This is a genomic window from Colwellia sp. Bg11-12 (assembly GCF_014076955.1).
Lineage (GTDB): Bacteria > Pseudomonadota > Gammaproteobacteria > Enterobacterales > Alteromonadaceae > Colwellia_A.
Window position 1 is genome coordinate 30,468 of the sequence record NZ_JACGUZ010000075.1, and the last position, 22,219, is coordinate 52,686.

The 22,219-nt window shown below is 38.8% G+C and carries 18 protein-coding genes; 3 read left to right on the forward strand and 15 right to left on the reverse strand.

Annotated elements, in window-relative coordinates:
* Nucleotides 1-8: 8 nt before the first annotated feature.
* Nucleotides 9-3,707: a methionine synthase gene (gene metH, locus H4J39_RS13365; RefSeq protein WP_182228906.1), complete on the reverse strand. Its 3,699-nt coding sequence runs from the start codon at nucleotides 3,705-3,707 to the stop codon at nucleotides 9-11.
* Between the two features lie 58 nt (nucleotides 3,708-3,765).
* The gene (gene metA / locus H4J39_RS13370; RefSeq protein WP_182228907.1) at nucleotides 3,766-4,713 is read right to left on the reverse strand and encodes a homoserine O-succinyltransferase; all 948 of its coding nucleotides are present in this window, start codon (nucleotides 4,711-4,713) and stop codon (nucleotides 3,766-3,768) included.
* 313 nt (nucleotides 4,714-5,026) lie between these two features.
* Between metA and H4J39_RS13375 the strand changes: the two genes are divergently transcribed.
* Nucleotides 5,027-5,821, forward strand: a complete 795-nt coding sequence (locus tag H4J39_RS13375; RefSeq protein ID WP_182228908.1) for a class I SAM-dependent methyltransferase — start codon at nucleotides 5,027-5,029, stop codon at nucleotides 5,819-5,821.
* A gap of 122 nt (nucleotides 5,822-5,943) precedes the next feature.
* Here H4J39_RS13375 and recA read toward each other — a convergent pair whose 3' ends face one another.
* Nucleotides 5,944-6,987, reverse strand: coding sequence for a recombinase RecA (recA, locus tag H4J39_RS13380; RefSeq protein WP_182228909.1), 1,044 nt, complete (start codon nucleotides 6,985-6,987; stop codon nucleotides 5,944-5,946).
* A 336-nt stretch (nucleotides 6,988-7,323) separates the two neighbouring features.
* Between recA and mutS the strand changes: the two genes are divergently transcribed.
* Nucleotides 7,324-9,903: a DNA mismatch repair protein MutS gene (mutS, locus tag H4J39_RS13385; protein ID WP_182228910.1), complete on the forward strand. Its 2,580-nt coding sequence runs from the start codon at nucleotides 7,324-7,326 to the stop codon at nucleotides 9,901-9,903.
* Between the two features lie 68 nt (nucleotides 9,904-9,971).
* On the opposite strand, the gene rpoS is transcribed toward mutS, so the two are convergent.
* From rpoS to H4J39_RS13435, 10 genes are all read right to left on the reverse strand, one after another.
* Nucleotides 9,972-10,895: an RNA polymerase sigma factor RpoS gene (rpoS, locus tag H4J39_RS13390; RefSeq protein WP_182228911.1), complete on the reverse strand. Its 924-nt coding sequence runs from the start codon at nucleotides 10,893-10,895 to the stop codon at nucleotides 9,972-9,974.
* An 86-nt stretch (nucleotides 10,896-10,981) separates the two neighbouring features.
* Nucleotides 10,982-11,842, reverse strand: a complete 861-nt coding sequence (locus tag H4J39_RS13395; protein WP_259368840.1) for a peptidoglycan DD-metalloendopeptidase family protein — start codon at nucleotides 11,840-11,842, stop codon at nucleotides 10,982-10,984.
* Nucleotides 11,843-11,871: 29 nt separating this feature from the next.
* Nucleotides 11,872-12,450 carry a YqaA family protein gene (locus H4J39_RS13400; RefSeq protein ID WP_182181656.1) on the reverse strand — a complete coding sequence of 193 codons (579 nt, stop codon included), beginning with the start codon at nucleotides 12,448-12,450 and terminating at the stop codon, nucleotides 11,872-11,874.
* Nucleotides 12,451-12,588: 138 nt separating this feature from the next.
* On the reverse strand, nucleotides 12,589-13,224 hold the full coding sequence (locus tag H4J39_RS13405; protein WP_182228988.1) for a protein-L-isoaspartate(D-aspartate) O-methyltransferase: 636 nt from the start codon (nucleotides 13,222-13,224) through the stop codon (nucleotides 12,589-12,591).
* A 68-nt stretch (nucleotides 13,225-13,292) separates the two neighbouring features.
* A complete protein-coding gene (gene surE / locus H4J39_RS13410; RefSeq protein ID WP_182228912.1) occupies nucleotides 13,293-14,039 on the reverse strand; it encodes a 5'/3'-nucleotidase SurE in 747 nt (248 codons plus the stop codon).
* A 4-nt stretch (nucleotides 14,040-14,043) separates the two neighbouring features.
* Nucleotides 14,044-15,078: a tRNA pseudouridine(13) synthase TruD gene (gene truD, locus H4J39_RS13415; protein WP_182228913.1), complete on the reverse strand. Its 1,035-nt coding sequence runs from the start codon at nucleotides 15,076-15,078 to the stop codon at nucleotides 14,044-14,046.
* 1 nt (nucleotide 15,079) lies between these two features.
* A complete protein-coding gene (gene ispF / locus H4J39_RS13420) occupies nucleotides 15,080-15,580 on the reverse strand; it encodes a 2-C-methyl-D-erythritol 2,4-cyclodiphosphate synthase (protein WP_182228914.1) in 501 nt (166 codons plus the stop codon).
* Nucleotides 15,577-16,329, reverse strand: a complete 753-nt coding sequence (gene ispD / locus H4J39_RS13425; RefSeq protein ID WP_182228915.1) for a 2-C-methyl-D-erythritol 4-phosphate cytidylyltransferase — start codon at nucleotides 16,327-16,329, stop codon at nucleotides 15,577-15,579. Before ispD ends, ispF begins: the two co-directional genes overlap by 4 nt.
* Nucleotides 16,330-16,333: 4 nt before the next feature.
* The gene (gene ftsB / locus H4J39_RS13430) at nucleotides 16,334-16,639 is read right to left on the reverse strand and encodes a cell division protein FtsB (protein ID WP_182228916.1); all 306 of its coding nucleotides are present in this window, start codon (nucleotides 16,637-16,639) and stop codon (nucleotides 16,334-16,336) included.
* A 111-nt stretch (nucleotides 16,640-16,750) separates the two neighbouring features.
* Nucleotides 16,751-17,368, reverse strand: coding sequence for a hypothetical protein (locus H4J39_RS13435; RefSeq protein WP_182228917.1), 618 nt, complete (start codon nucleotides 17,366-17,368; stop codon nucleotides 16,751-16,753).
* A 160-nt stretch (nucleotides 17,369-17,528) separates the two neighbouring features.
* On the opposite strand from H4J39_RS13435, the gene H4J39_RS13440 reads away from it, so the two are divergent.
* Nucleotides 17,529-18,422, forward strand: a complete 894-nt coding sequence (locus tag H4J39_RS13440) for a mechanosensitive ion channel family protein (protein WP_182228918.1) — start codon at nucleotides 17,529-17,531, stop codon at nucleotides 18,420-18,422.
* A gap of 515 nt (nucleotides 18,423-18,937) precedes the next feature.
* Here H4J39_RS13440 and eno read toward each other — a convergent pair.
* Together eno and H4J39_RS13450 are read right to left on the reverse strand one after the other, a co-directional pair.
* Nucleotides 18,938-20,236, reverse strand: a complete 1,299-nt coding sequence (gene eno / locus H4J39_RS13445; RefSeq protein WP_182228919.1) for a phosphopyruvate hydratase — start codon at nucleotides 20,234-20,236, stop codon at nucleotides 18,938-18,940.
* Nucleotides 20,237-20,395: 159 nt separating this feature from the next.
* The gene (locus H4J39_RS13450) at nucleotides 20,396-22,033 is read right to left on the reverse strand and encodes a CTP synthase (protein WP_182228920.1); all 1,638 of its coding nucleotides are present in this window, start codon (nucleotides 22,031-22,033) and stop codon (nucleotides 20,396-20,398) included.
* Between the last annotated feature and the right edge of the window lie 186 nt (nucleotides 22,034-22,219).

Genomic DNA, 22,219 nt, shown 5'->3' on the forward strand with positions numbered 1-22,219 from the left:
AAAGTATCCTACTCAGGCTCATAATCTAAGTTAGCTGACAACCAACGCTCTGCTTGTGGCAGTGTCATGCCTTTGCGAGTAGCATAATTAATCACTTGGTCTTTGGCTACTTTAGCGACCGCAAAATATTTAGATTCTGGGTGAGCAAAGTACCAACCACTAACCGCGGCTCCTGGCCACATGGCAAAACTTGAGGTGAGCTCCATACCTATGTTTTCTTCAACATTAAGTAATTCCCACAATAAACCTTTTTCAGTATGCTCTGGGCAAGCCGGATAACCGGGGGCGGGTCTAATACCTTGATATTTTTCACGAATTAAATCGTCATTAGCAAGCGACTCTTGTGGCGCATATCCCCAGTATTCTTTGCGAATTTTTTCATGGAGATATTCAGCACTCGCTTCTGCTAACCGGTCGGCAACAGCTTTCACTAAAATACTATTGTAGTCATCATGTTGGGCGGCAAATTCTTTCACTAATTCATCACAACCATAACCAGCTGATACGGCGAATGCGCCAACGTAATCTTTGACGCCCGACGCTTTATCAGCAATATAATCAGCCAAACAACGGTTAAATTGCCCTGCTGGTTTTTTACTTTGTTGACGTAATTGATGTAATTTCATCAATTGCTTATCTCGGTTTTCATCTGCAAATAATATTAAATCATCTTGTTGACGATGAGCCGGGAACAGACCAAAAACCGCTTTTGCGGTTAACTTTTTACTGTTAATAATATCGTCTAATAAAGCATTGGCATCATTAAATAAATTAGTTGCTTCTTCGCCAACCACTTCGTGTCGTAAAATAAGTGGATATTTTCCTGATAACTGCCAAGTCATGAAAAATGGTGTCCAATCGATGTAATTTCGAATGACATTTAAATCAAGATCATCAAGTACCGTAACACCAAGTTTATTGGGTATTTTAGGGGTATAGTTTTCAAAACTTATCGGCGCAGCATTGGCGCGTGCATCTTCTAATGATATTAAGCTCGAACGTGGTCCTTTTTTATAATGACGCTCTCGCACCCGCGCATATTCATCATCTTGACGCGCTAAAAATGCCGCACGTTTCTCACTATCATCTGAAAGTAAGGTACTAACGACTGAAACTGAACGCGACGCATTAGGCACATATATAACCGGATGTTGATATTGTTGCTCGATTTTAACGGCAGTATGAGCTTTTGATGTTGTCGCGCCACCAATAAGTAACGGCAAGTCAAAATTAAGACGTTTCATTTCTTTAGCGACATGCACCATTTCATCAAGCGACGGTGTTATCAAACCTGATAATCCAATCACATCCACCTTTTCGGCTTTCGCCACACGCAAGATATCATCACAAGAAACCATGACACCTAAATCAATAATCTCGTAGTTGTTACATTGTAAAACAACACCGACTATATTTTTACCAATATCGTGGACATCACCTTTTACCGTTGCCAGTAATATTTTACCATTTGATTTTATTTCAGTTTTTTCAGCTTCAATAAATGGATTTAAATGAGCAACAGCTTGTTTCATCACTCGGGCTGATTTTACCACTTGTGGCAGAAACATTTCTCCCGCGCCGAATAAATCACCAACGGTATTCATACCATCCATTAATGGTCCTTCAATAACATCAAGAGGACGTTCAGCCACTAGCCTTGCTGCTTCAGTATCTTCGACAATAAATTCATTAATGCCTTTAACCAAAGAGTATTCTAAACGCTCTTTAATCGGTAGCTCACGCCAGGATAAATCAGCCTTATTGTTTTTGCTCCCCGCTTGCCCGCGATAAGACTCAGCCACATCAAGTAAGCGTTCTGTTGCATCGTCATCGCTATTTTGTATAACATCTTCAACAGCAAGGCGGAGATCGTCAGGAATATCTGAATAAATAGCTAACTGACCTGCATTTACAATGCCCATGTCCATACCATTTTTTATTGCGTGGTATAAAAACACCGCATGAATCGCTTCACGAACTGGGTTATTACCACGAAATGAAAATGATACGTTAGAAACACCGCCAGAAATCATCGCATGAGGCAGGTTTTCTTTTATATCGGCAACCGCTTCAATAAAATCTACCGCATAATTATTATGCTCTTCGATACCAGTTGCTACCGCAAAGATATTGGGATCAAAGATAATGTCTTCTGCAGGAAAGCCTATTTCATTGACTAAAATTTCATAAGCACGTTTACATATTTCATACTTACGTACCCGTGTGTCTGCTTGACCTTGTTCATCGAAGGCCATAACAATAACAGCCGCGCCATAACGGCGTAATAGTTCAGCTTGTTTACGGAAGTTTTCTTCGCCCTCTTTCAAGCTGATTGAGTTAACAACCCCTTTGCCCTGAATACACTTCAAGCCTTCTTCTAAAATATCCCATTTAGAAGAATCAAGCATAATAGGCACTTTCGCGATATCTGGCTCACCAGCAATTAAATTCAAATAACGGATCATCGCCGCTTTTGAATCAAGCATGCCTTCATCCATATTTATATCTATAATTTGCGCGCCATTGGCAACTTGTTGCAGGGCAACGGCGACGGCTTGTTCGTAATTTTCTTCGGTAATTAAGCGCTTAAAGACAGCAGAGCCAGTAACATTGGTACGTTCGCCAACGTTAACAAACAATGAACTTTCCTCTATGGTTAACGCTTCAAGCCCGGACAAACGACAAGCAATTTTCCTGGCGCTAATTTCCCTAGGTTTTACATTGGCAACCGCATCCGCCATACCTTTTATATGCGCTGGCGTTGTACCACAACAGCCACCAATAATGTTAAGGAATCCCGACTCAGCCCACTCATTGACATGAACATTCATATCTTCGACGCTGAAATCGTATTCACCAAAGGCATTAGGCAAGCCTGCATTAGGATGAGCTGAAACAGCAAAGTCTGATATTCGACTTAGTTCGGCCACATATTGTCTTAATTCAATGGGACCTAATGCACAGTTCAAACCAAATGAAATAGGTTTTGCGTGGCGCAATGAATTATAAAAAGCTTCGGTTGTTTGCCCAGACAATGTTCTGCCTGATGCATCAGTAATCGTGCCTGAGACCATTACAGGTAAACGTAATTGTAATTCATCAAAAACAGTTTCTACCGCAAAAACAGCGGCTTTAGCATTTAAGGTATCAAAGATAGTCTCAATAAGAATAATATCTGAGCCACCTTCAATAAGTGCTTTAGTTGATTCTATATAGGCATCTTTTAATTGATCAAAAGTCACATTACGATAAGCAGGATCGTTAACATCTGGTGAAATAGAACATGTTCTGTTGGTTGGCCCTAAAACACCGGCAACAAACCTAGGCTTATCAGGGTTTTTAGCGGTAAATTCATCCGCTGCTGCGCGTGCTATTTGTGCCGCAGCTAAATTTATTGCCGCACTGTACGACTGCATATCGTAATCTGCCATCGCAATCGTCGTGGCGTTAAAAGTATTCGTTTCAAGAATATCAGCACCCGCTTCAAGGTATTCATAATGAATTGCTTTAATTACCTCGGGTTGTGTAAGCACTAACATATCATTATTGCCTTTGACATCAAGATGCCAATCAGCAAATTGTTCACCACGATAATCTTGCTCTTCAAATTTATAGGCTTGGATCATTGTTCCCATAGCACCGTCTAAAATAAGAATTCTTTTTTGTATTTCTTGCTCAAGACGACTAAATGATGCTGATTTTTTCATGCTATTTCTCTACTTTTACTTACAAACTTTATGAATGGCTAAATATATTGGTCACTGTTTATATTTCTGTGTCTGGGTGTATTGCTTGAATATTTGTTGCGTCTAATTTGTACGGTGTGATCTGATAAACATAATAGTTTAACCAATTGGTAAATAATAAGCTGCCATGACTTCGCCATGAACTGTGTGGCACCTTTGTTATGTCATCATTAATATAGTAATTATTTGGCATAACTGCATCAATATCAGCCTTAAGGTCACGTTGAAATTCTTCATCTAGCGTAGTTGAATCATATTCTGGATGACCGGTTAAATAGACCTGTTGCTTATTTTTACTCGCGACGACATAAACGCCTGCTTGAGGAGATTCAGCAATAATTTTTAATTCAGGAATTGATAGGTAATCAGACTTATCTATATAACCGTATCGTGAGTGTGGGACATTAAAAAATTCTTCAAATCCGCGGGTAAGCTGTTCTTTTTGGTCAACAGGGCTATGCTGAAAAACACCTAATAATTTTTCTTTTCTTAGGTGTCGCTTCAAACCATAGTGATGATAAAGTGCGGCATGAGCGGCCCAACAAGAAAACATCGTTGAGGTGACATTTTTTTCAGCCCAATCAAATATTTCACATATTTTGTCCCAAAAGGTTACTTTCTCGTATTCCATTAAAGCCAGTGGTGCCCCCGTTATAATTAAACCATCGTATTGCGTATTTTTGATGTCATCAAAGAGACGGTAAAAATTATCTAAATGCTCTTTTGGCGTATGCTTGGATTCATTAGCGTTGATACGAACAAAATCGACGTTTATTTGTAAGGGTGTATTAGACAATACCCGTAGTATTTGAACTTCTGTTTCAATTTTATTAGGCATTAAATTGAGAATGGCGACTTTCATTGGGCGAATTTCTTGGCTTGCCGCCCTGCGCTCAGACATTACAAAGATATTTTCTTCACCTAAAATAGATAAAGCAGGTAATTGATCTGGAATTTTAATGGGCATAGCGTTTACCTAATCAAATAATGTCAAAAAAGCATGAAACACTTCGTTCTCTAATTTCACGTATTAACTTTTATATAAATATGAGTATTTTATGGTACGTGTATTTTTAGCTATGTCAACATCTAAACGTATAGACGTCTATAACGTTTTATTTTATAAAATAAGTAACTCATTGCTTTGGCATTAAAAGTAAGCACATTGTTAATGTTTAAGAACCTATCTGTATTTATTTATGGGTAACATCTTGAAGTGTTATTTTTTATTGGATTGCGGTAATATCGAAACTCTGAAGAAAACATGGCAGATTTTACCCTTGACTATAAAAGTACTATCCCCGGTAGAGCGACACAATAATGACGTCATTAAAACTTATGACAGTATCTTAAAAGATATACAAGATGAAGAAGCGCTTATTTTTATGAATCATGGCTTTGCTCCATGTGAAATTTTATTAGATGACACTGATCAAAAATGGAAACATCAAATATCGCTTTACAACAACATGTTAATTCAAGCATTTAAGCTTGGCTTAAGCGAAGATTTAACCGATAAATCGATCTTAGAAATAGGGAGTGGACGTGGCGGTGGCTTAGCTTTTGTTAAAAAATACTATAATCCAAAACAAGCAACAGGCGTCGATCTAAATAAAAATCAAGTAACTTTCTGTGCTAACACTCATAAAAAAGAAGGTCTGAACTATATAGAGGGCGACGCATGTGCCTTAGATATTGAAGACAACACCATTGATATTATCTTTAATGTAGAATCTTCGCATTGTTACTCAAACATCAATCAATTTTATCGCCAAGTTAGTGATAAACTTAAACCCGGAGGCTTCTTCCTCTATACAGATATATTTTTCCCAGATGAGAAGCTTTATGATGATTTCTTAGCTTTTGAACAGAACTTAATTCCAGGCATGGACATTTTGTATGCTAAAGATATGACCGAAAACGTCATTGATGCTTGTCGATTAGATAAAGTAGACTTTAAAACAACACTGCCTAAGACAATTGCTGCTTTAATGTCAGAAATTGCTGAAGTTAAATTAGATAAATACGAAAAAGGTCTCATTAAATATATTACGGTTGTGGCAATAAAGCGCTAGCGCTTCATTGTAAATGAATAGCGACTATTAATTGATTATAATGATCAAAGTTATATTCTTCAGATATAAAAAAGCCACCGCAAATGCGATGGCTTATTAGAATATTTTCTATTAATAGCAGCTTATTCGATAACTGCTTCTTCGTCTTCTTTAGCTGGTTTTTCACTTGCTCTTACGCTTTTAACTAACAGTAATTCACGTAAACGTTTATCAAGCTCTTTTGCCATTTCAGGTTTTTCTGCTAACGATTTAGAAGCGTTTGCTTTACCTTGGCCAATACGATCGCCATTGTAGCTATACCAAGAACCGGCTTTTTCAACCATATTATGCTGAACACCTAGGTCAATTAATTCACCTAAGCTGTTAATTCCTTCACCATATAAAATTTGAAATTCAGCTTGTTTAAATGGAGGTGCTATTTTATTTTTAACCACTTTTACACGTGTTTCATTACCAATAATTTCATCACCGGCCTTAACCGCGCCGATACGTCTGATATCTAAACGAACAGAAGCATAAAACTTAAGCGCATTACCACCTGTTGTTGTTTCTGGGCTACCAAACATCACACCAATTTTCATACGAATTTGGTTAATGAAAATGATCATGGTGTTAGATTTTTTCAAGTTACCTGTCAACTTACGCATTGCTTGTGAAAGCATACGGGCTTGTAGTCCCATATGAGAGTCACCCATGTCACCTTCAATTTCTGCTTTTGGTGTAAGCGCAGCAACAGAATCGACAACAATAACGTCTATAGCACCTGAGCGCGTTAGCATGTCACAAATTTCCAATGCTTGCTCACCCGTATCAGGTTGAGAAACAAGTAACTCATTAATATTAACACCTAGCTTTTCAGCATAAATAGGGTCAAGTGCATGCTCTGCATCAACGAATGCACACACTTTACCGTTACGCTGAGCTTCAGCAATAACTTCAAGTGTTAATGTTGTTTTACCACTTGATTCAGGACCATAAATTTCAACAACACGCCCTAGTGGTAAACCACCAGCACCTAATGCAACATCAAGCGCTAATGAACCTGTAGAAATGGTTTCAACATCCATTGTGTTGTTATCACCAAGCTTCATAATTGAGCCTTTACCAAATTGTCTTTCGATTTGGCTTAATGCTGCTGCTAATGCTTTTTCTTTATCATCTTTCATGTTTGTTCCGCCGATGTTGCTAAGATTTCGTTTTGATGGAGCAAGTATACTGTATGGTCGTACAGTATCAAGCTTTTTTACAATTATTTTCATTTTATTATTAAAAATAAAAAGATGTGACTTATATACTACTGATATAAGTGAATTTAATTAACAATAGTAACTTTTAACGTTACCTTGTAAAAAAGTTACTATTTGTAATTTTACAGGTAATGTACAGGATAAATCTTATAGGGTTCGGTAAAATTTTAGTTAAATAAATAGAGTCTAAATTTATGGGTTATGGCATAATTACCTTATTACTTTTTCATTAATCTTATGAGTTACCGCATAGAAATGACTACAGCAAACTTAGACCTTTCCTCACACACACCTATGATGCGCCAGTACTTAACAATTAAAGCCGAGTTTCCTCATATTTTAATTTTTTATCGCATGGGTGACTTTTACGAGTTGTTTTTTGATGATGCTAAAAAAGCATCTGACTTACTCGACATTTCATTAACCGCTCGTGGTAAAACAGGAGGCAATGCTATACCAATGGCAGGCGTTCCATACCATGCTGTTGAAAACTATTTAGCTAAGTTAGTACAGCTGGGAGAGTCTGTTGCGATTTGTGAACAAATTGGCGATCCAGCAACGAGCAAAGGTCCTGTTGAACGTAAAGTTGTTAGAGTTATCACTCCTGGCACAGTTAGCGACGAGGCTTTATTACTCGACAAGCACGACAATTTGATTGTTGCCGTCAGTGAAAGTAACAATAAGTCATCACAGCGGTTTGGACTGTCTTATCTTGATATGACCAGTGGCCGATTTGTACTCACCGAGCCAAGCACCATCGAGCAGTTACAAGCTGAATTACAGCGTTTATCTCCTGCAGAACTTCTCTACAGTGAATCGTTCTCAGCGCCAGAGTTACTAAAAGGCTATCAAGGATTAAGAAGAAGATCTGAATGGGAGTTTGATTTAGACACGGCCATTAATTTACTAAATACACAATTTGGCACTAAAGAACTTTCTGGCTTTGGTGTTGATGATAAATCATTAGGCTTAATGGCCGCTGGTTGCTTATTCCAATATGTAAAAGAATGTCAACGCAGTGCGCTTCCTCACATTCGAGCCATTATTTGTGAGTCTTCTGCTTCTGGTGTCATTTTAGATGCAGCAACTCGTCGTAACTTAGAACTCACTCAAAACTTACAAGGTGGCTTTGAAAATACCCTCGCATCGGTATTAGACAAGTCAGCGACACCAATGGGCTCTAGATTACTGAAACGTTGGTTACATTTTCCTTTACGTGATTTAAACATATTAACCGCACGTCAAAATGCAATTAGCGAACTATTGTCACAAGATTTAACGTCTGAATTATTTAGCCAACTTAAATCTTTTGGTGATATTGAGCGTATTGTTTCTCGCATTGCCTTACGCTCTGCGCGTCCAAGAGATTTTGCTCGTTTACGTAATGCTTTAAGTCAACTGCCTGAACTTCAGCAACATTTACAAGCTTGTCAGCAAGCACATATCACTGAGTTAGCGTCAAAAAGCTTTCCAATACCCAACTTACACGACTTATTGCAACATGCTTTAGTTGAAAACCCACCGGTTCTTATCCGTGATGGTGGCGTTATTGCCAAAGGCTATCATGAAGAACTTGATGTGTTACGTGACTTAAGTGATGGTGCAACTGAATTTCTTGCCCAACTCGAAGCGCGTGAAAAAGAACGCACGGGTATTAGTTCCTTAAAAGTAGGCTATAACAGGGTTCATGGGTTCTTTATTGAAATGAGTCGTACTGCCGCTAACGATGTACCTGATGACTATATTCGCCGACAAACCTTAAAAAATAACGAACGTTTTATCACCAATGAACTAAAACAACATGAAGAAAGAGTACTCAGTGCCCAAAGTAAATTTCTAGCATTGGAAAAACGTTTGTATGACGAACTGTTCGATTTAGTCTTACCCGATTTAGAAAAACTGCAGATGCTTGCACAAGCGATTGCAGAATTAGATGTCTTAAATACTTTTGCTGAACGTGCAGAGAGCTTAAATTACGTACAACCCAATTTAACAAAAAATAACGGTATTGAAATTAGCGCGGGTCGCCACCCTGTTGTCGAGTTAATGACAAGCGAACCCTTTATTGCCAATCCAGTAACGTTAAATAACGAACGTAAAATGCTGATAATTACTGGCCCTAACATGGGGGGTAAATCAACATATATGCGCCAAACGGCACTCATTGTTTTATTGGCTCATATTGGTTGTTATGTACCTGCAGATTCGGCAAGTATTAGTATGGTTGACCGTATATTTACCCGTATTGGTGCGTCTGACGACCTAGCGAGTGGTCGTTCAACCTTTATGGTTGAGATGACAGAAACCGCTAATATTTTGCATAATGCGACAGAAAAAAGTTTAGTGTTATTGGATGAAATAGGTCGAGGTACCAGCACTTATGATGGTTTATCTCTTGCTTGGGCGTGCGCTGAAATGCTTGCGATTAAAACCAAAGCTTTTACTTTGTTTGCCAGCCACTATTTTGAATTAACACTTTTAGCCGAGCAAATACCGACACTGGCTAATGTACATTTAGATGCGGTTGAACATGGTGATACTATTGTCTTTATGCATACGGTTCAAGAAGGTGCCGCAAGCAAAAGTTTTGGTTTACAAGTAGCACAATTAGCCGGTGTGCCTAAGCCTGTTATTCAACGAGCCAAACAACGCTTGGCTGAACTTGAAAAACAACAGGTACCTTCTATTATCAATATTGAACAGCAACCTTTTGAGCAACTTTCATTTATCGAAAATATTCACCCCGTACTTGAATCCTTATCATCAATTGATGTTAATGATTTAACCCCTAAACAGGCATTAGATTTATTGTTTGAGTTTAAGAGTAAAATTTAAATACTTATTCCCGGCATAAAAAAACCAGCAATTGCTGGTTTTTTTGTTTTATAGACTCAATCAATTCATTAAGCTTGGAACAAGGCTTCTATTGATAAATCTTGTTGGGTCAATATATCCCGCAAGCGCTTAAGCGCTTCAACCTGAATTTGGCGAACACGTTCACGTGTCAAACCAATTTCTACACCAACATCTTCTAATGTTGCTGCCTCATAGCCTAACAAACCAAAACGACGAGCAAGTACTTCACGTTGCTTAGAGTTCAGTTCATTTAGCCAATGAATAATGTTATTTTTAATATCAGAAGTTTGTAGGCTGCCTTCTGGACCGCCACTCTTATCATCAGGAATAACGTCTAATAATACTTTATCGTTTTCACCACCAAAAGGTGAATCAACCGACGTCATACGCTCATTCAAACGAAGCATTTTAGTAACACTAGCGACAGGGACATCAAGTTTTTCAGCAATATCTTCTGCAGTAGGTTCGTGGTCAAGTTTTTGGACTAATTCACGCGAAGTGCGTAAATAAATATTGAGTTCTTTTACGACATGGATAGGAAGACGGATAGTGCGTGTTTGATTCATAATGGCACGTTCAATCGTTTGACGTATCCACCATGTTGCATAAGTTGAAAAACGGAAACCACGTTCTGGGTCGAATTTTTCGACGGCGCGGATCAAGCCTAAATTACCTTCTTCAATTAAGTCGAGTAGTGGCAAACCACGATTGTTATAGCGACGGGAAATTTTAACAACTAAACGCAGGTTACTTTCAATCATGCGTTTTCTGGAGGGTTCGTCACCTTTAAGAGCAAGGCGAGAAAAATAGACTTCTTCTTCTGCGCTAAGTAGCGGAGAAAAACCAATTTCACTTAAATACAACTGAGTAGCATCTAAATTTGATGGGGCATCTTCTCTATCTTTAGATGATGCATTAGTTGACTCATTTTTATCTACAACAGTATTTACTAATTCTTTTTCTATACCCATGCTGTATCTCCCGATATGCTGCAAAGTCTACTACCATTGATTAAATATTCACGCGAACTCCAATTTATTATTGTTATTATTATTTGTTATTTCGACAGATACTTCATTGGGTTTACTGATTTTCCGCGAAAGCGAACTTCAAAATGAAGCATAATTCTTTCAGCGTCTGTATCACCCATTTTAGCGATAACTTGACCCGCTTTTACCAACTGCTGTTCTTTAACTAAGATACTCTCATTGTGAGCATAAGCACTAAGGTAATCATCATTATGTTTAACAATAATTAACCGTCCGTATCCTCGTAAAGCATCACCGGCATAAACGACTACGCCATTAGCTGTTGATTTAACCGAATCACCGCGTGTACCTGCGATATTTATTCCTTTATTACCTTGTTTTGCTGTGGAAAATCCTTCAATAATTTTTCCTTTAGCAGGCCACACCCAATTCCTTATTTTTTGAGAAAATGTTGTGCCATTTGCAGAGGGTTTATTGTTTACTTTTTGCCCTCTTACATTTTTACCATACGCCTGCTTTTTATTTGATGCAACAGGTTTTTTTACCCTTCTTGGTTTCTTATTTTTTTGCTTTTCAACGCGAGCTATATGATTACTGGCTTGAGCAGAATTTTTGACTAGAAATAATTTTTGTCCGGGAAATATTCTGTAAGGTGACGCTAGGTTATTAAACGTTGCCAAGCTGTTAATATCAACATTAGCGCGCCATGCAATAGAGTATAATGTTTCACCTTTTTTGACTATGTATTCACGTCCCTTCAAACTACTTTTAAGACGTTTGCTTAAAGGGATGGAGCCTTGAACATCTACAACAGGTGCTGGCTTATGGTTCGAAGAACAGCCCGCTAAGAATAAACTAAGCGCTAAAAAAGCGACATAGGTGAGCTTTTTATAGGGCAAAAAAACATAGTGTTCAATATGTAAAGTCAAAAAACATTCCTAATGTTGTCGATATTTATTTACCGCAATAAAAAATAAGCAACAATGATAAGTCCAACAATGATCCAACCCAGTAAGTCTACCCATTGTCTTATCTTTTGTTCCATTGCTGCACCGCCCCAACGTATGACGCCTGCAACCAAGAAAAATCTCATGCCACGACCAATCGCAGAAGCGATTAAAAAAGGTAAAAAGGCCATTTGTAAGAAACCGGCACTCACAGTAAATAATTTATAAGGGATCGGCGAGAAGCCCGCAATAAAAACCACCCAAACACCCCACTGCACAAACCATAACACGACCGCATCAAACGCCTCTTGTTTCCCCAAAGCGGTAATTGCCGGTTGTATCCAAGGTTCAAACATATAATAGCCGAGTAAGTAACCAACAGAGCCCCCCAAAATAGAAGCAACCGTCGTTAACGTTGCGTAGGACCATGCTTTATTAGGTTTAGCTAAAACCATTGGCGCAAGCAGCACGTCAGGAGGAATAGGAAAGAATATAGATTCAGCAAACGTTAATAGTGCCAGCATTCTTGGCGCAAATTTATGTTCAGCAAAACGAAGTGTCCATTCATACATTTTTGAAAAAATTTTCAATTAATCATACCTTTTGTACAATAATAAAGAGGATATAACCTTGCCTAGTTTTTTACGAAAGCGCAGTAAGGCTATGGATATCAGTCAGATTTCATCATTTAAAAACAGTTGAATTGTTGTCTACTTTACAGACAACAATTAAATTAACGCACCAGGAACAAGCGGCACAAATTTAACCATCTCAACTTGTTGTTCTTTATATTCGTCACCATAACGAGTAATGACTTTTAATATTTGTGTCTCTGATCCTACGGGAATAACTAAGCGTCCCCCTTCAGCTAATTGTTCTAATAATGCTTTAGGGACTTCTGTCGGTGCCGCAGTAACGATAATCGCTTGAAAAGGAGATTTACTACTCCAACCTTTCCAACCATCGCCATGCTTCATTGAAACGTTGTTTAAGTCTATTGACTGTAGGCGACGCTTTGCCTGCCACTGTAAAGATTTGATACGTTCTACCGAAAAAACTTTAGGCACCAACTGCGTAAGAATTGACGTTTGGTAACCTGACCCTGTACCTATTTCTAAAATACTTTCAGGCACACCGTCAGCTAATAATAATTCCGACATTTTCGCAACGATATAGGGCTGAGAAATAGTTTGCCCCTGTCCAATGGGCAGCGCAGTATTATCGTAAGCTTTATGTGCCAATATTTCTGGAACAAAAAGATGACGCGGTGATTGAGCAATGGCATGTAATACTCGCTGATCACGTATTCCTTCGGTATATAATTTCTGCGCCAATATTTCGCCACTACGACGTGATTTACCGATGAAACGGCTCCCTACCTTTACATTCATAACGTGCTCTTTTTATTTTTCTTATCTAAAATTAAAGTCGACTAAACGGTTAAGTCACCCACCCAACGAGTGATTGATTCCAAACTGCCATGCGCCGTCATGTCGACGGTTAATGGGGTTATTGACGCATAGCCATTAGCAACAGCATGAAAGTCAGTGCCTTCTCCACAATCTTGTTCTTGGCCTAAGCGGCCATACCAATAAATATCACGTTGCCATGGGTCTTGTGTTTTTTCCATCATCTCAGCTTTATGGCGATTACCCAAACGTGTTACTTTTATACCTTTTAATTCATCAAGAGGAATATCAGGCACATTAATATTGATAATTTGATCCGCCGCTAATGGATGTGATTGCAAACGCTGAATAAATTTTGCAGTGACTACCGCTGCCGTTTGGTAATGCTGCTCACTTTGTCCCACCAATGAAACAGCAATAGCCGGCATGCCCATATGACGTCCTTCCGTTGCTGCCGCTACCGTGCCTGAATATAAGGTATCATCACCTAAATTAGCGCCACAGTTGATACCTGCGACAACTAAATCTGGCGTAACAAGTTGGCTTATCCCCAGGTGAACTGAATCTGTGGGTGTGCCGTTAACTGAAATAAAGCCATTGTCTAAAGTCTGAATGCGCAACGGGTTCAATAATGTTAAAGAATTACTGGCGCCACTACAGTTTCTATCGGGTGCTACCACAGTTACATCAGCTATTTTCGCTAATTCGTCATGTAAAATTTTAATGCCTAAAGCATGCACGCCATCGTCGTTACTTAATAATATTTTCATCCGTTTAGTTTCCTACTCGTTCAGTCATATCTTGATAATTAATAAGTTCACGCAATATGGTTGTTGCATAACAACCCGAAGGGAGAAAAAAACTTAGCGTTATCGTATCATTTCCAGAGGTAATTTGACCTTCTGTTAATGATAATCTTATTCTGCGTCGCTCTTGTTTTAAGCCAAATTTGACTAAGCCCTGGCAAAAATCACTATATTCGTTAGCAATTTCTTGCTCTAATTGTTGCGATTCACCTTGCGACATTAATTCACCCGCCCCCCATAGGGCAGCCGTTAAATCGATATCTTTTTCTTGAAAGCGCTGCATGATGGTTTTGTCAATTGCTTCGGCTAAAAAAACCGATTGCGTACCACTCAACATAAAAACATCACCGATACTTAAAGATTCAAACTGATTATTTTCAATACGTTGGCTAATTGTTTGATTAAAGATCTCTGAACGAGCAGCAGATAAATACAAACCTCGTTTCTTTTTGTCTTTTACTTTCTTTCCTTGAAATAATTCTAAAGCCCTATCAAGGTTACCACCATTAATACCAAAGCGTTGTTCACCAAAATAGTTAGGCACGCCAAATTGGCTAACAGCAGCCCATCGTCGTAAGACGTCATCAATATTACTCACTTTTCGTAACACCAATTCAAAGCGATTACCTGATAAGGCCCCAATACGTAACTTTTTGTTATGGCGTTTTACCGAAAGCACTTCAACACCTTCAATGGCTAAATTACTTAGATCATAAACAGTCTTACCAGGAAGATGAATACCAAACCATTGCTCGGTAACGGCAAAGCGGTCTTTAAGACCAGCATAGGAGACAAGTCCTTCTTTTACTTTGAAATACTTAGCTAACTCCCGAGCGACAACGAGGGTATTAGCACCGGTTTTTCTAATATGAATAAAGAGATGTTCGCCTTCACCACAAGGCTCAAAGGGTAATCTTTCGAATACCTTAAAGTCTGACATTTCGCTACGTAACTGACCTGTTGACTGCGGTTGTGTATATAAATATTGTAATGACTTACTCATATTATTGATTTTTCTCTATTACGGCTGCAGAAGATTTTAGTAATAAGACAACAGCATGAACCGCTACGCCCTCTTTACGGCCTGCATATCCTAATTTTTCAGTGGTTGTTGCCTTAACATTCACTTGATCAAGTTCAGCGTGTAGGTCTTCGCTTAAGCAAGTACGCATCGCTAGTAGATGCGGTGCTATTTTAGGTGCTTGTGCAACAATGGTAATATCAGCATTACCCAGTTGATAGCCTTTTTCAATCATCAAGCTGACCACATGTTTTAATAAAATCCGACTAGAGATATTTTCATATTGGCCGTCAGTATCAGGAAAGTGATTACCAATGTCGGCTAAGCAAAGCGCGCCTAATATTGCGTCACATAACGCGTGGATAGCCACATCGCCATCAGAGTGAGCGATAAACCCCTGTGGATAATCTATTTCTACGCCCGCTAATATAAGGGGGCCTACACCACCAAATTTGTGTACATCAAAGCCGTGACCTATTCTCATGCATTTTCCTGTGATTTTTGTTTTTGTTGTTTTTGCTTAGCTAAGAAAAAAGCAGCGAGTGCGAGATCATCAGGATGCGTAATTTTGATATTTTCACTGCTTGCCCAAACCAACAGACTAGGTAAATTAGCGAATTCAATTGCTGATGATTCGTCAGTTATTTCAGCGTCTTGACTAAGACCATTAATGATCGCCTCTTTTAACGCCTTTACTTTAAACATTTGTGGTGTCAGCGCATGCCATAAATTTTCCCGAACAACCGTCTTTAATACTTGCTGTTTAGCTAAATCTCCACTGAATGAGCGTTTCATCGTATCGCGAACTGGCGAAGCTAGCAGACCACCGGTTTGTTTTTCTATACATGCTTTCATCAAGTTAGAAATATCGTCATGGCTGACACAAGGCCTAGCTGCATCATGCACTAACACCCAAGCGTAACGCTGAGTGTCAATAACCTTTAATCCGGCAAGTACCGAATCAACTCGCTCTTTACCGCCAATAACCGTTTGAATATTTTTGTTATTTACCAGAGACGTGCGCGGAAAGTACTCATCATTATCACTAAGAGCAATAATCACTTTGTTTACCAAAGGATGACTGAGTAATCGTTCAACGGTATGTTCTAATATGGTTTTATTATCAATGGTTAAATATTGCTTTGGGCAATTAGCCAACATACGCTTACCTGCGCCAGCAGCAGGAACAATGACAACGAATTGTTGAGGAAGCGCTATCGGCTTAGTTAACATAAAATTATTTTTCCGGATCTATTTGCATAGTATTTTTTTCTGAAGGAATTAAACGAAAAAATATTTCGCCTTCTTTTATCATGCCTAATTCATTTCGAGCACGCTCTTCAATAGCTTCAACGCCAGACTTTAAATCATCGGTATCGGCATAGAGTAATTTATTACGTTGTTTAAGTTTATCGTTATCAAGTATTTGACGTTGTACTTCATTCTCTAAGGCAAGATAATCAGGCACACTATTTTTACCGAACCAAAGCCGATGTTGTAATAACACAATAAAAATTAGTAGAAGTACGGTTATTGCACGCATAAAAACCTAAATTAAGCCTAAAATTGATCTATAGAAGTAGCAGTATGACGACCATTATAAATAGGTGTTTGCTGGTGTAAACATTATTAGCACATTTAACATTTTTTAAAATCAAATGGCTAAAGTTTGTTTGAAATTACGCCAATTGATTGCACATGATAACAACAATTCACGCAAACTAGGTGTCATTGGGTTGGATCTATGAGTATTTAGCCAACAATGACCACTACAAGCGGCTATCATTACTTTCTTATTAGGTTTGAGTAACTGCCCTGTCGTTTTATTTTGTGCTATTGCAGACAAATAAAACCAACCGTGTAGGTTTGTTCTAAAACGCTGCTGTTCAAGATCGATTCTATCAATGGAGTCTAAGAGTATTGTTGACTCTGTCGCAATAGGTACCACTAAACCATGATGTAAATTCGCAGAAACATACCACCTATTTACTGATTCACTGTCTTGACCGTTTAACGGCATTTGTACACTTTGTTTAGCTGACCAACTTGCATTTTGTACGTCAAGCTTAAGTGGCGTTTCTACCTGAAGCATAGAATGCGCTGTTCGCTTGATATAATGTGGCAAACTTTTAAGCCGTCCTTGAATTGATGGGGCTGACGAAAGCGCAAGTTCACTGAGTAAGCCAAGTTCCCTTTCGTACAATGCATTACAAAGCTCAGCAAAATCAGCTGATTGATAGTCTTCTTGCCATAATGAAGTTTGTTCATTCATGAATAATTGAGTGCTTTTTAATACGTTACTGGGTAGAATTCAACCTGAAGTTTAAGCATAACCTATTGTGTGAAAAAGATAAAATAAAGCTATATTCTTGTTTATGTTAGTAGGTAATAAAATTTCACTTTAATTAAAACTGACAATTCATGGATATTATATGTTTGAAAAAGTAGCAAGTACCCCCCCAGAAGTAGAAAAAGCGATCTCATTAGCACCAACAGACTTATTACGACAAGAAATAGATCAGGTGAGTTATATCTATAATATCATTGTTGATTTTTTTGCGAATTACACCTTTCAGTTAATTGGTGCTTTCATCATTTTTGCACTGGGCTATATCGTCGCAGGAAAAATTTCAAACGTTGTATTAAAACTTTGTACCAAGCATAAACTTGATATTACCTTAAGCCAGTTTTTAGCTAGCACCACTAAAATGCTTATTGTGATCATGATAACGGTTATCTCGCTGAGTAAATTAGGTATTAGTGTGACGCCATTTATTGCTGCCATTGGTGCCATTTCTTTAGGTGCGGGTTTAGCACTGCAAGGGTTATTAGCAAACTACGCGGCTGGCTTTAATATCATTATTATTCGCCCGTTCGTTGTTGGTGATACCATAACCGTTCAAGGTGTTACAGGTGTGGTACAAGAAGTTTTACTCGCTTACACCATTATTCATGACCAAGACGGTGTTTGTATTACTATTCCTAATAAGCATATTGTTGGCGAAATATTGCATAACTCAAAGCATGACTCATTACTTGAGTTAACGGTTGGCATTGCTTATAAAGAAGACCCTTTGCAAGTGATCGCCATTTTAGAAAAGATGATCGATGAATTAAACATTGTTGGTGAATCACGGTTACCTCAAATTGGTATTGACGAATTTGCTGACAGCTCTATTAATATTTCGATACGCTTATGGACACCCACCGCTAATTTTTATGACGCTAAATTTAAAGCATACAAAGCAATATACTTAGCCCTAAAAGAAAACAATATCGAGATCCCGTTCCCACAACGCGATGTTCATTTAATTTCTAAAGCGTAAAAATTGTAAAGGAAGTCCGACTTTCAACCACGAATTCAGAACATCGTCCTCTTTCACATCGACGTACAGGGATGTACTAATGCCGAGAAGGCATGGATGCCTAAGAACGGCCATGTAATCATGACATACCGTTGACGTGCATGGATGCACTAATGCCATGAAGGCATGGATGCCTAAGAATGGCCATCCTGAACATCGTCACTCTTTCACATCGACGTACAGGGATGTACTAATGCCAAGAAGGCATGGATGCCTAAGAACGGCCATGTGATCATGACATACCGTTCATCCTGAACATCGTCACTCTTTCACATCCATGTGATCATGACATACCGTTCATCCTGAACATAAAAAACCACTCAAATGAGTGGTTTTTTTATCGCTATATTTCATCGCTAAAATAACGAATGAACTTGCAGCTAGACAATTTAAGAACAAGGCGGATGCACGGAGCTAACGATAGTTAGTGAGTACATCCAACACAGTTATTAGATTATGTAGCAAAAAGATCGTCGTTATTGGCCTTTAACTTCTGAGAGGCCGTTGAATATAGCTTTATCACCTAAGTATTCTTCAATACGTAACAATTGGTTGTATTTAGAAACACGGTCGCTGCGACAAAGTGAACCAGTTTTAATTTGCCCTGCTGCAGTACCAACCGCTAAGTCAGCAATGGTTGCGTCTTCTGTTTCGCCGCTACGATGAGAAATTACCGCAGTAAAACCCGCGTCTTTCGCCATTTTAATTGCCGCTAACGTTTCTGTTAGTGTACCGATTTGGTTAAACTTAATTAAAATTGAGTTACCAATACCTTGCTCAATACCACGCGCTAAAATTTTAGTATTTGTCACGAACAAGTCATCACCAACGATTTGTATTTTATCGCCCAGTAACTTAGTTTGGTAAGCAAAACCATCCCAATCTGACTCATCTAAGCCATCTTCAATTGAAACGATTGGGTATTCTTCACAGAGTGTTGCTAAGAAATCAGAGAATTCGTTAGCGGTAAATTGCTTACCTTCGCCTTTAAGGTCGTAAATACCTTTCTCGCTATCGTAAAACTCTGAGGCAGCACAATCCATCGCTAATGTTATATCTTTACCTAATTCATAACCGGCAGCAGAAACCGCTTCTTTAATCACTGCTAGGGCATCAGCATTTGAGGCTAAATCGGGTGCGAAACCACCTTCATCACCCACAGCGGTATTGAGGCCTTTCGCTGATAATACTTTTTTCAAGGCATGAAATATTTCGGCGCCCATCCGTAATGCTTCACTAAAGTTTTTAGCGCTCACTGGTTGGATCATAAACTCTTGAATATCGACATTATTGTCTGCATGCTCACCGCCATTGATGATATTCATCATAGGTAAAGGTAATGAGTATTGACCCGGCGTGCCGTTTAAGTCAGCGATGTGTTCAAACAATTGCACTTTCTTTTCCATTGCAGCCGCTTTTGCATTCGCTAATGAAACAGCAAGAATGGCGTTAGCACCAAATTTTTCTTTATTTTCAGTACCATCTAGGTCGATCATAATTTGATCAATAGCCGCTTGATCTAAAGCACTTTGTCCAATCAATGCCGTTTGAATGTCATTGTTTATCGCCGCAACCGCTTTTAATACGCCTTTACCTAAATAACGAGACTTATCACCGTCACGTAACTCTAACGCTTCACGCGAACCTGTTGATGCGCCAGAAGGTGCAGCAGCACGTCCCCAAGCACCCGATGCTAAAAACACGTCAGCTTCAACGGTTGGGTTACCACGTGAGTCCATAATTTCACGCGCGATAATTTTACTGATATTCGACATTATAATTCCTTTGAATGGGGCTCACTACAGCGAATGAACCGCGATTAAGTTTTTAATAAATTTTAGTTTCAAATTTTAGGGATAAAACACTCTGCCATAAATAATTTTGCCAGAAAGCAAAACCGCAGCATAAGGCTACGGTTTTATTAATTTTCAGGTTTAATTTGATTGCTGTTTTTGATGCTCAAATGAAGCAGCAATAAAGCTTTCAAATAATGGGTGTCCATCACGCGGTGTTGAATTGAACTCCGGATGAAACTGCCCAGCAATAAACCAAGGATGATCAGGTATTTCAATCATCTCAACTAATGTTTTATCCGAAGATAATCCCGAGAACACTAAACCAGCTTTACTGATTTGGTCACGGTAGTTATTGTTTACCTCATAACGATGACGGTGTCTCTCATGAATTGTTTCACTGCCATATACGTTGCACGCCTTGGTACCTTTCACAAGGTGACACAATTGTGAGCCTAAACGCATAGTGCCGCCTAAGTCTGAGTCCTCATGACGATATTCAATTTGGCCTGCTTTATCTAACCATTCATTAATCAAACCAACCACTGGGTGTGGTGTTTCAGGGTCAAATTCAGTACTGTGCGCGCCAGTTAAGCCAGCCACATTTCGTGCATAATCAATAAGCGCTACTTGTAAACCTAAACAAATACCTAAATAAGGTACTTTGTTTTCACGAGCATATTTTGCCGCTAAAATTTTTCCTTCAACACCTCGAATACCAAAACCGCCTGGGACTAAAATCGCATCAACGGTTCCTAAGACATCAGTTCCTTTACTTTCAAGGTCTTGTGAGTCTATGTATTTAATGTTTACCGTAACCTGATTTTTCAAACCTGCATGTTTTAATGCTTCATTTACAGATTTATAAGCGTCAGGTAATTCAATATATTTACCGACCATACCAATAGTCACTTCACCAAAAGGATTCGCTTCTTGATAAAGTACTTTTTCCCACTCACTTAAATCAGCAGGAGGTACATCGAGACCAAAACGTTTAACGACTAGCTCATCAATTCCTTGCGCTTTAAGTAAAGCGGGAATTTTATAAATACTATCGACGTCGCGCATTGATAAAACGGCTTTTTCAGCAACATTGGTGAACAAAGATATTTTTGCTCGCTCGTTTGCTGGAACCGTACGCTCACTTCGACACACTAAAATGTCTGGCACAATACCAATCGAGCGAAGCTCTTTCACTGAGTGTTGAGTTGGTTTGGTTTTTATTTCGCCTGCTGTTGCAATATAAGGCACTAACGTTAAGTGCATAAACATTGCACGTTCACGTCCTAATTCGGTACCTAACTGACGAATAGCTTCTAAGAACGGTTGAGATTCAATATCACCCACCGTACCGCCAATTTCAACCATTGCTACATCGTAACCTTCAGCACCTTCAATAACTCGACGTTTAATATCGTTCGTTATATGAGGAATAACTTGAATGGTAGCACCTAAAAATTCGCCTTTACGCTCACGCGCTAGAATATCTTGATATATTCGACCAGTAGTGAAGTTATTGCGTTTAGTCATTTTGGTACGAATAAATCGTTCGTAATGCCCTAAATCTAAATCGGTTTCAGCGCCATCTTCAGTAACAAAAACTTCCCCATGTTGAATAGGGCTCATTGTGCCCGGATCAACGTTAATATAAGGGTCAAGTTTTAACATGGTTACTTTCAAGCCGCGCGCTTCAAGAATTGCGGCAAGCGATGCTGCTGCAATACCTTTACCAAGAGACGATACAACGCCGCCGGTTACAAAAATATATCTAGTTGTCATGTGATACCAAAAGTCAGAGTGAGCAGGAATTTTGTGTTTTTTGCTTAAGTTGTTTAGCTAGCTTATTTTGCGAATAAATTGCGAATAATAAGGTAAGTTTAGTCATGATTTTGAAAAACACACCAACCTAGCAGGACGGGAAAACATTATACTTAAAACTAGCTACCACGACAATATGATCAACAG

Excerpts from the sequence above, each read along its gene's own strand:
- ispD (WP_182228915.1), bottom strand. The coding sequence starts at position 16,329 with ATGTTAACTAAGCCGATAGCGCTTCCTCAACAATTCGTTGTCATTGTT.
- surE (WP_182228912.1), bottom strand. The coding sequence starts at position 14,039 with ATGAAAATATTATTAAGTAACGACGATGGCGTGCATGCTTTAGGCATT.
- recA (WP_182228909.1), bottom strand. The coding sequence starts at position 6,987 with ATGAAAGATGATAAAGAAAAAGCATTAGCAGCAGCATTAAGCCAAATC.
- metA (WP_182228907.1), bottom strand. The coding sequence starts at position 4,713 with ATGCCCATTAAAATTCCAGATCAATTACCTGCTTTATCTATTTTAGGT.
- mutS (WP_182228910.1), top strand. The coding sequence starts at position 7,324 with ATGACTACAGCAAACTTAGACCTTTCCTCACACACACCTATGATGCGC.
- H4J39_RS13435 (WP_182228917.1), bottom strand. The coding sequence starts at position 17,368 with ATGAATGAACAAACTTCATTATGGCAAGAAGACTATCAATCAGCTGAT.
- ftsB (WP_182228916.1), bottom strand. The coding sequence starts at position 16,639 with ATGCGTGCAATAACCGTACTTCTACTAATTTTTATTGTGTTATTACAA.
- truD (WP_182228913.1), bottom strand. The coding sequence starts at position 15,078 with ATGAGTAAGTCATTACAATATTTATATACACAACCGCAGTCAACAGGT.
- H4J39_RS13450 (WP_182228920.1), bottom strand. The coding sequence starts at position 22,033 with ATGACAACTAGATATATTTTTGTAACCGGCGGCGTTGTATCGTCTCTT.
- metH (WP_182228906.1), bottom strand. The coding sequence starts at position 3,707 with ATGAAAAAATCAGCATCATTTAGTCGTCTTGAGCAAGAAATACAAAAA.
- ispF (WP_182228914.1), bottom strand. The coding sequence starts at position 15,580 with ATGAGAATAGGTCACGGCTTTGATGTACACAAATTTGGTGGTGTAGGC.
- H4J39_RS13440 (WP_182228918.1), top strand. The coding sequence starts at position 17,529 with ATGTTTGAAAAAGTAGCAAGTACCCCCCCAGAAGTAGAAAAAGCGATC.
- rpoS (WP_182228911.1), bottom strand. The coding sequence starts at position 10,895 with ATGGGTATAGAAAAAGAATTAGTAAATACTGTTGTAGATAAAAATGAG.
- eno (WP_182228919.1), bottom strand. The coding sequence starts at position 20,236 with ATGTCGAATATCAGTAAAATTATCGCGCGTGAAATTATGGACTCACGT.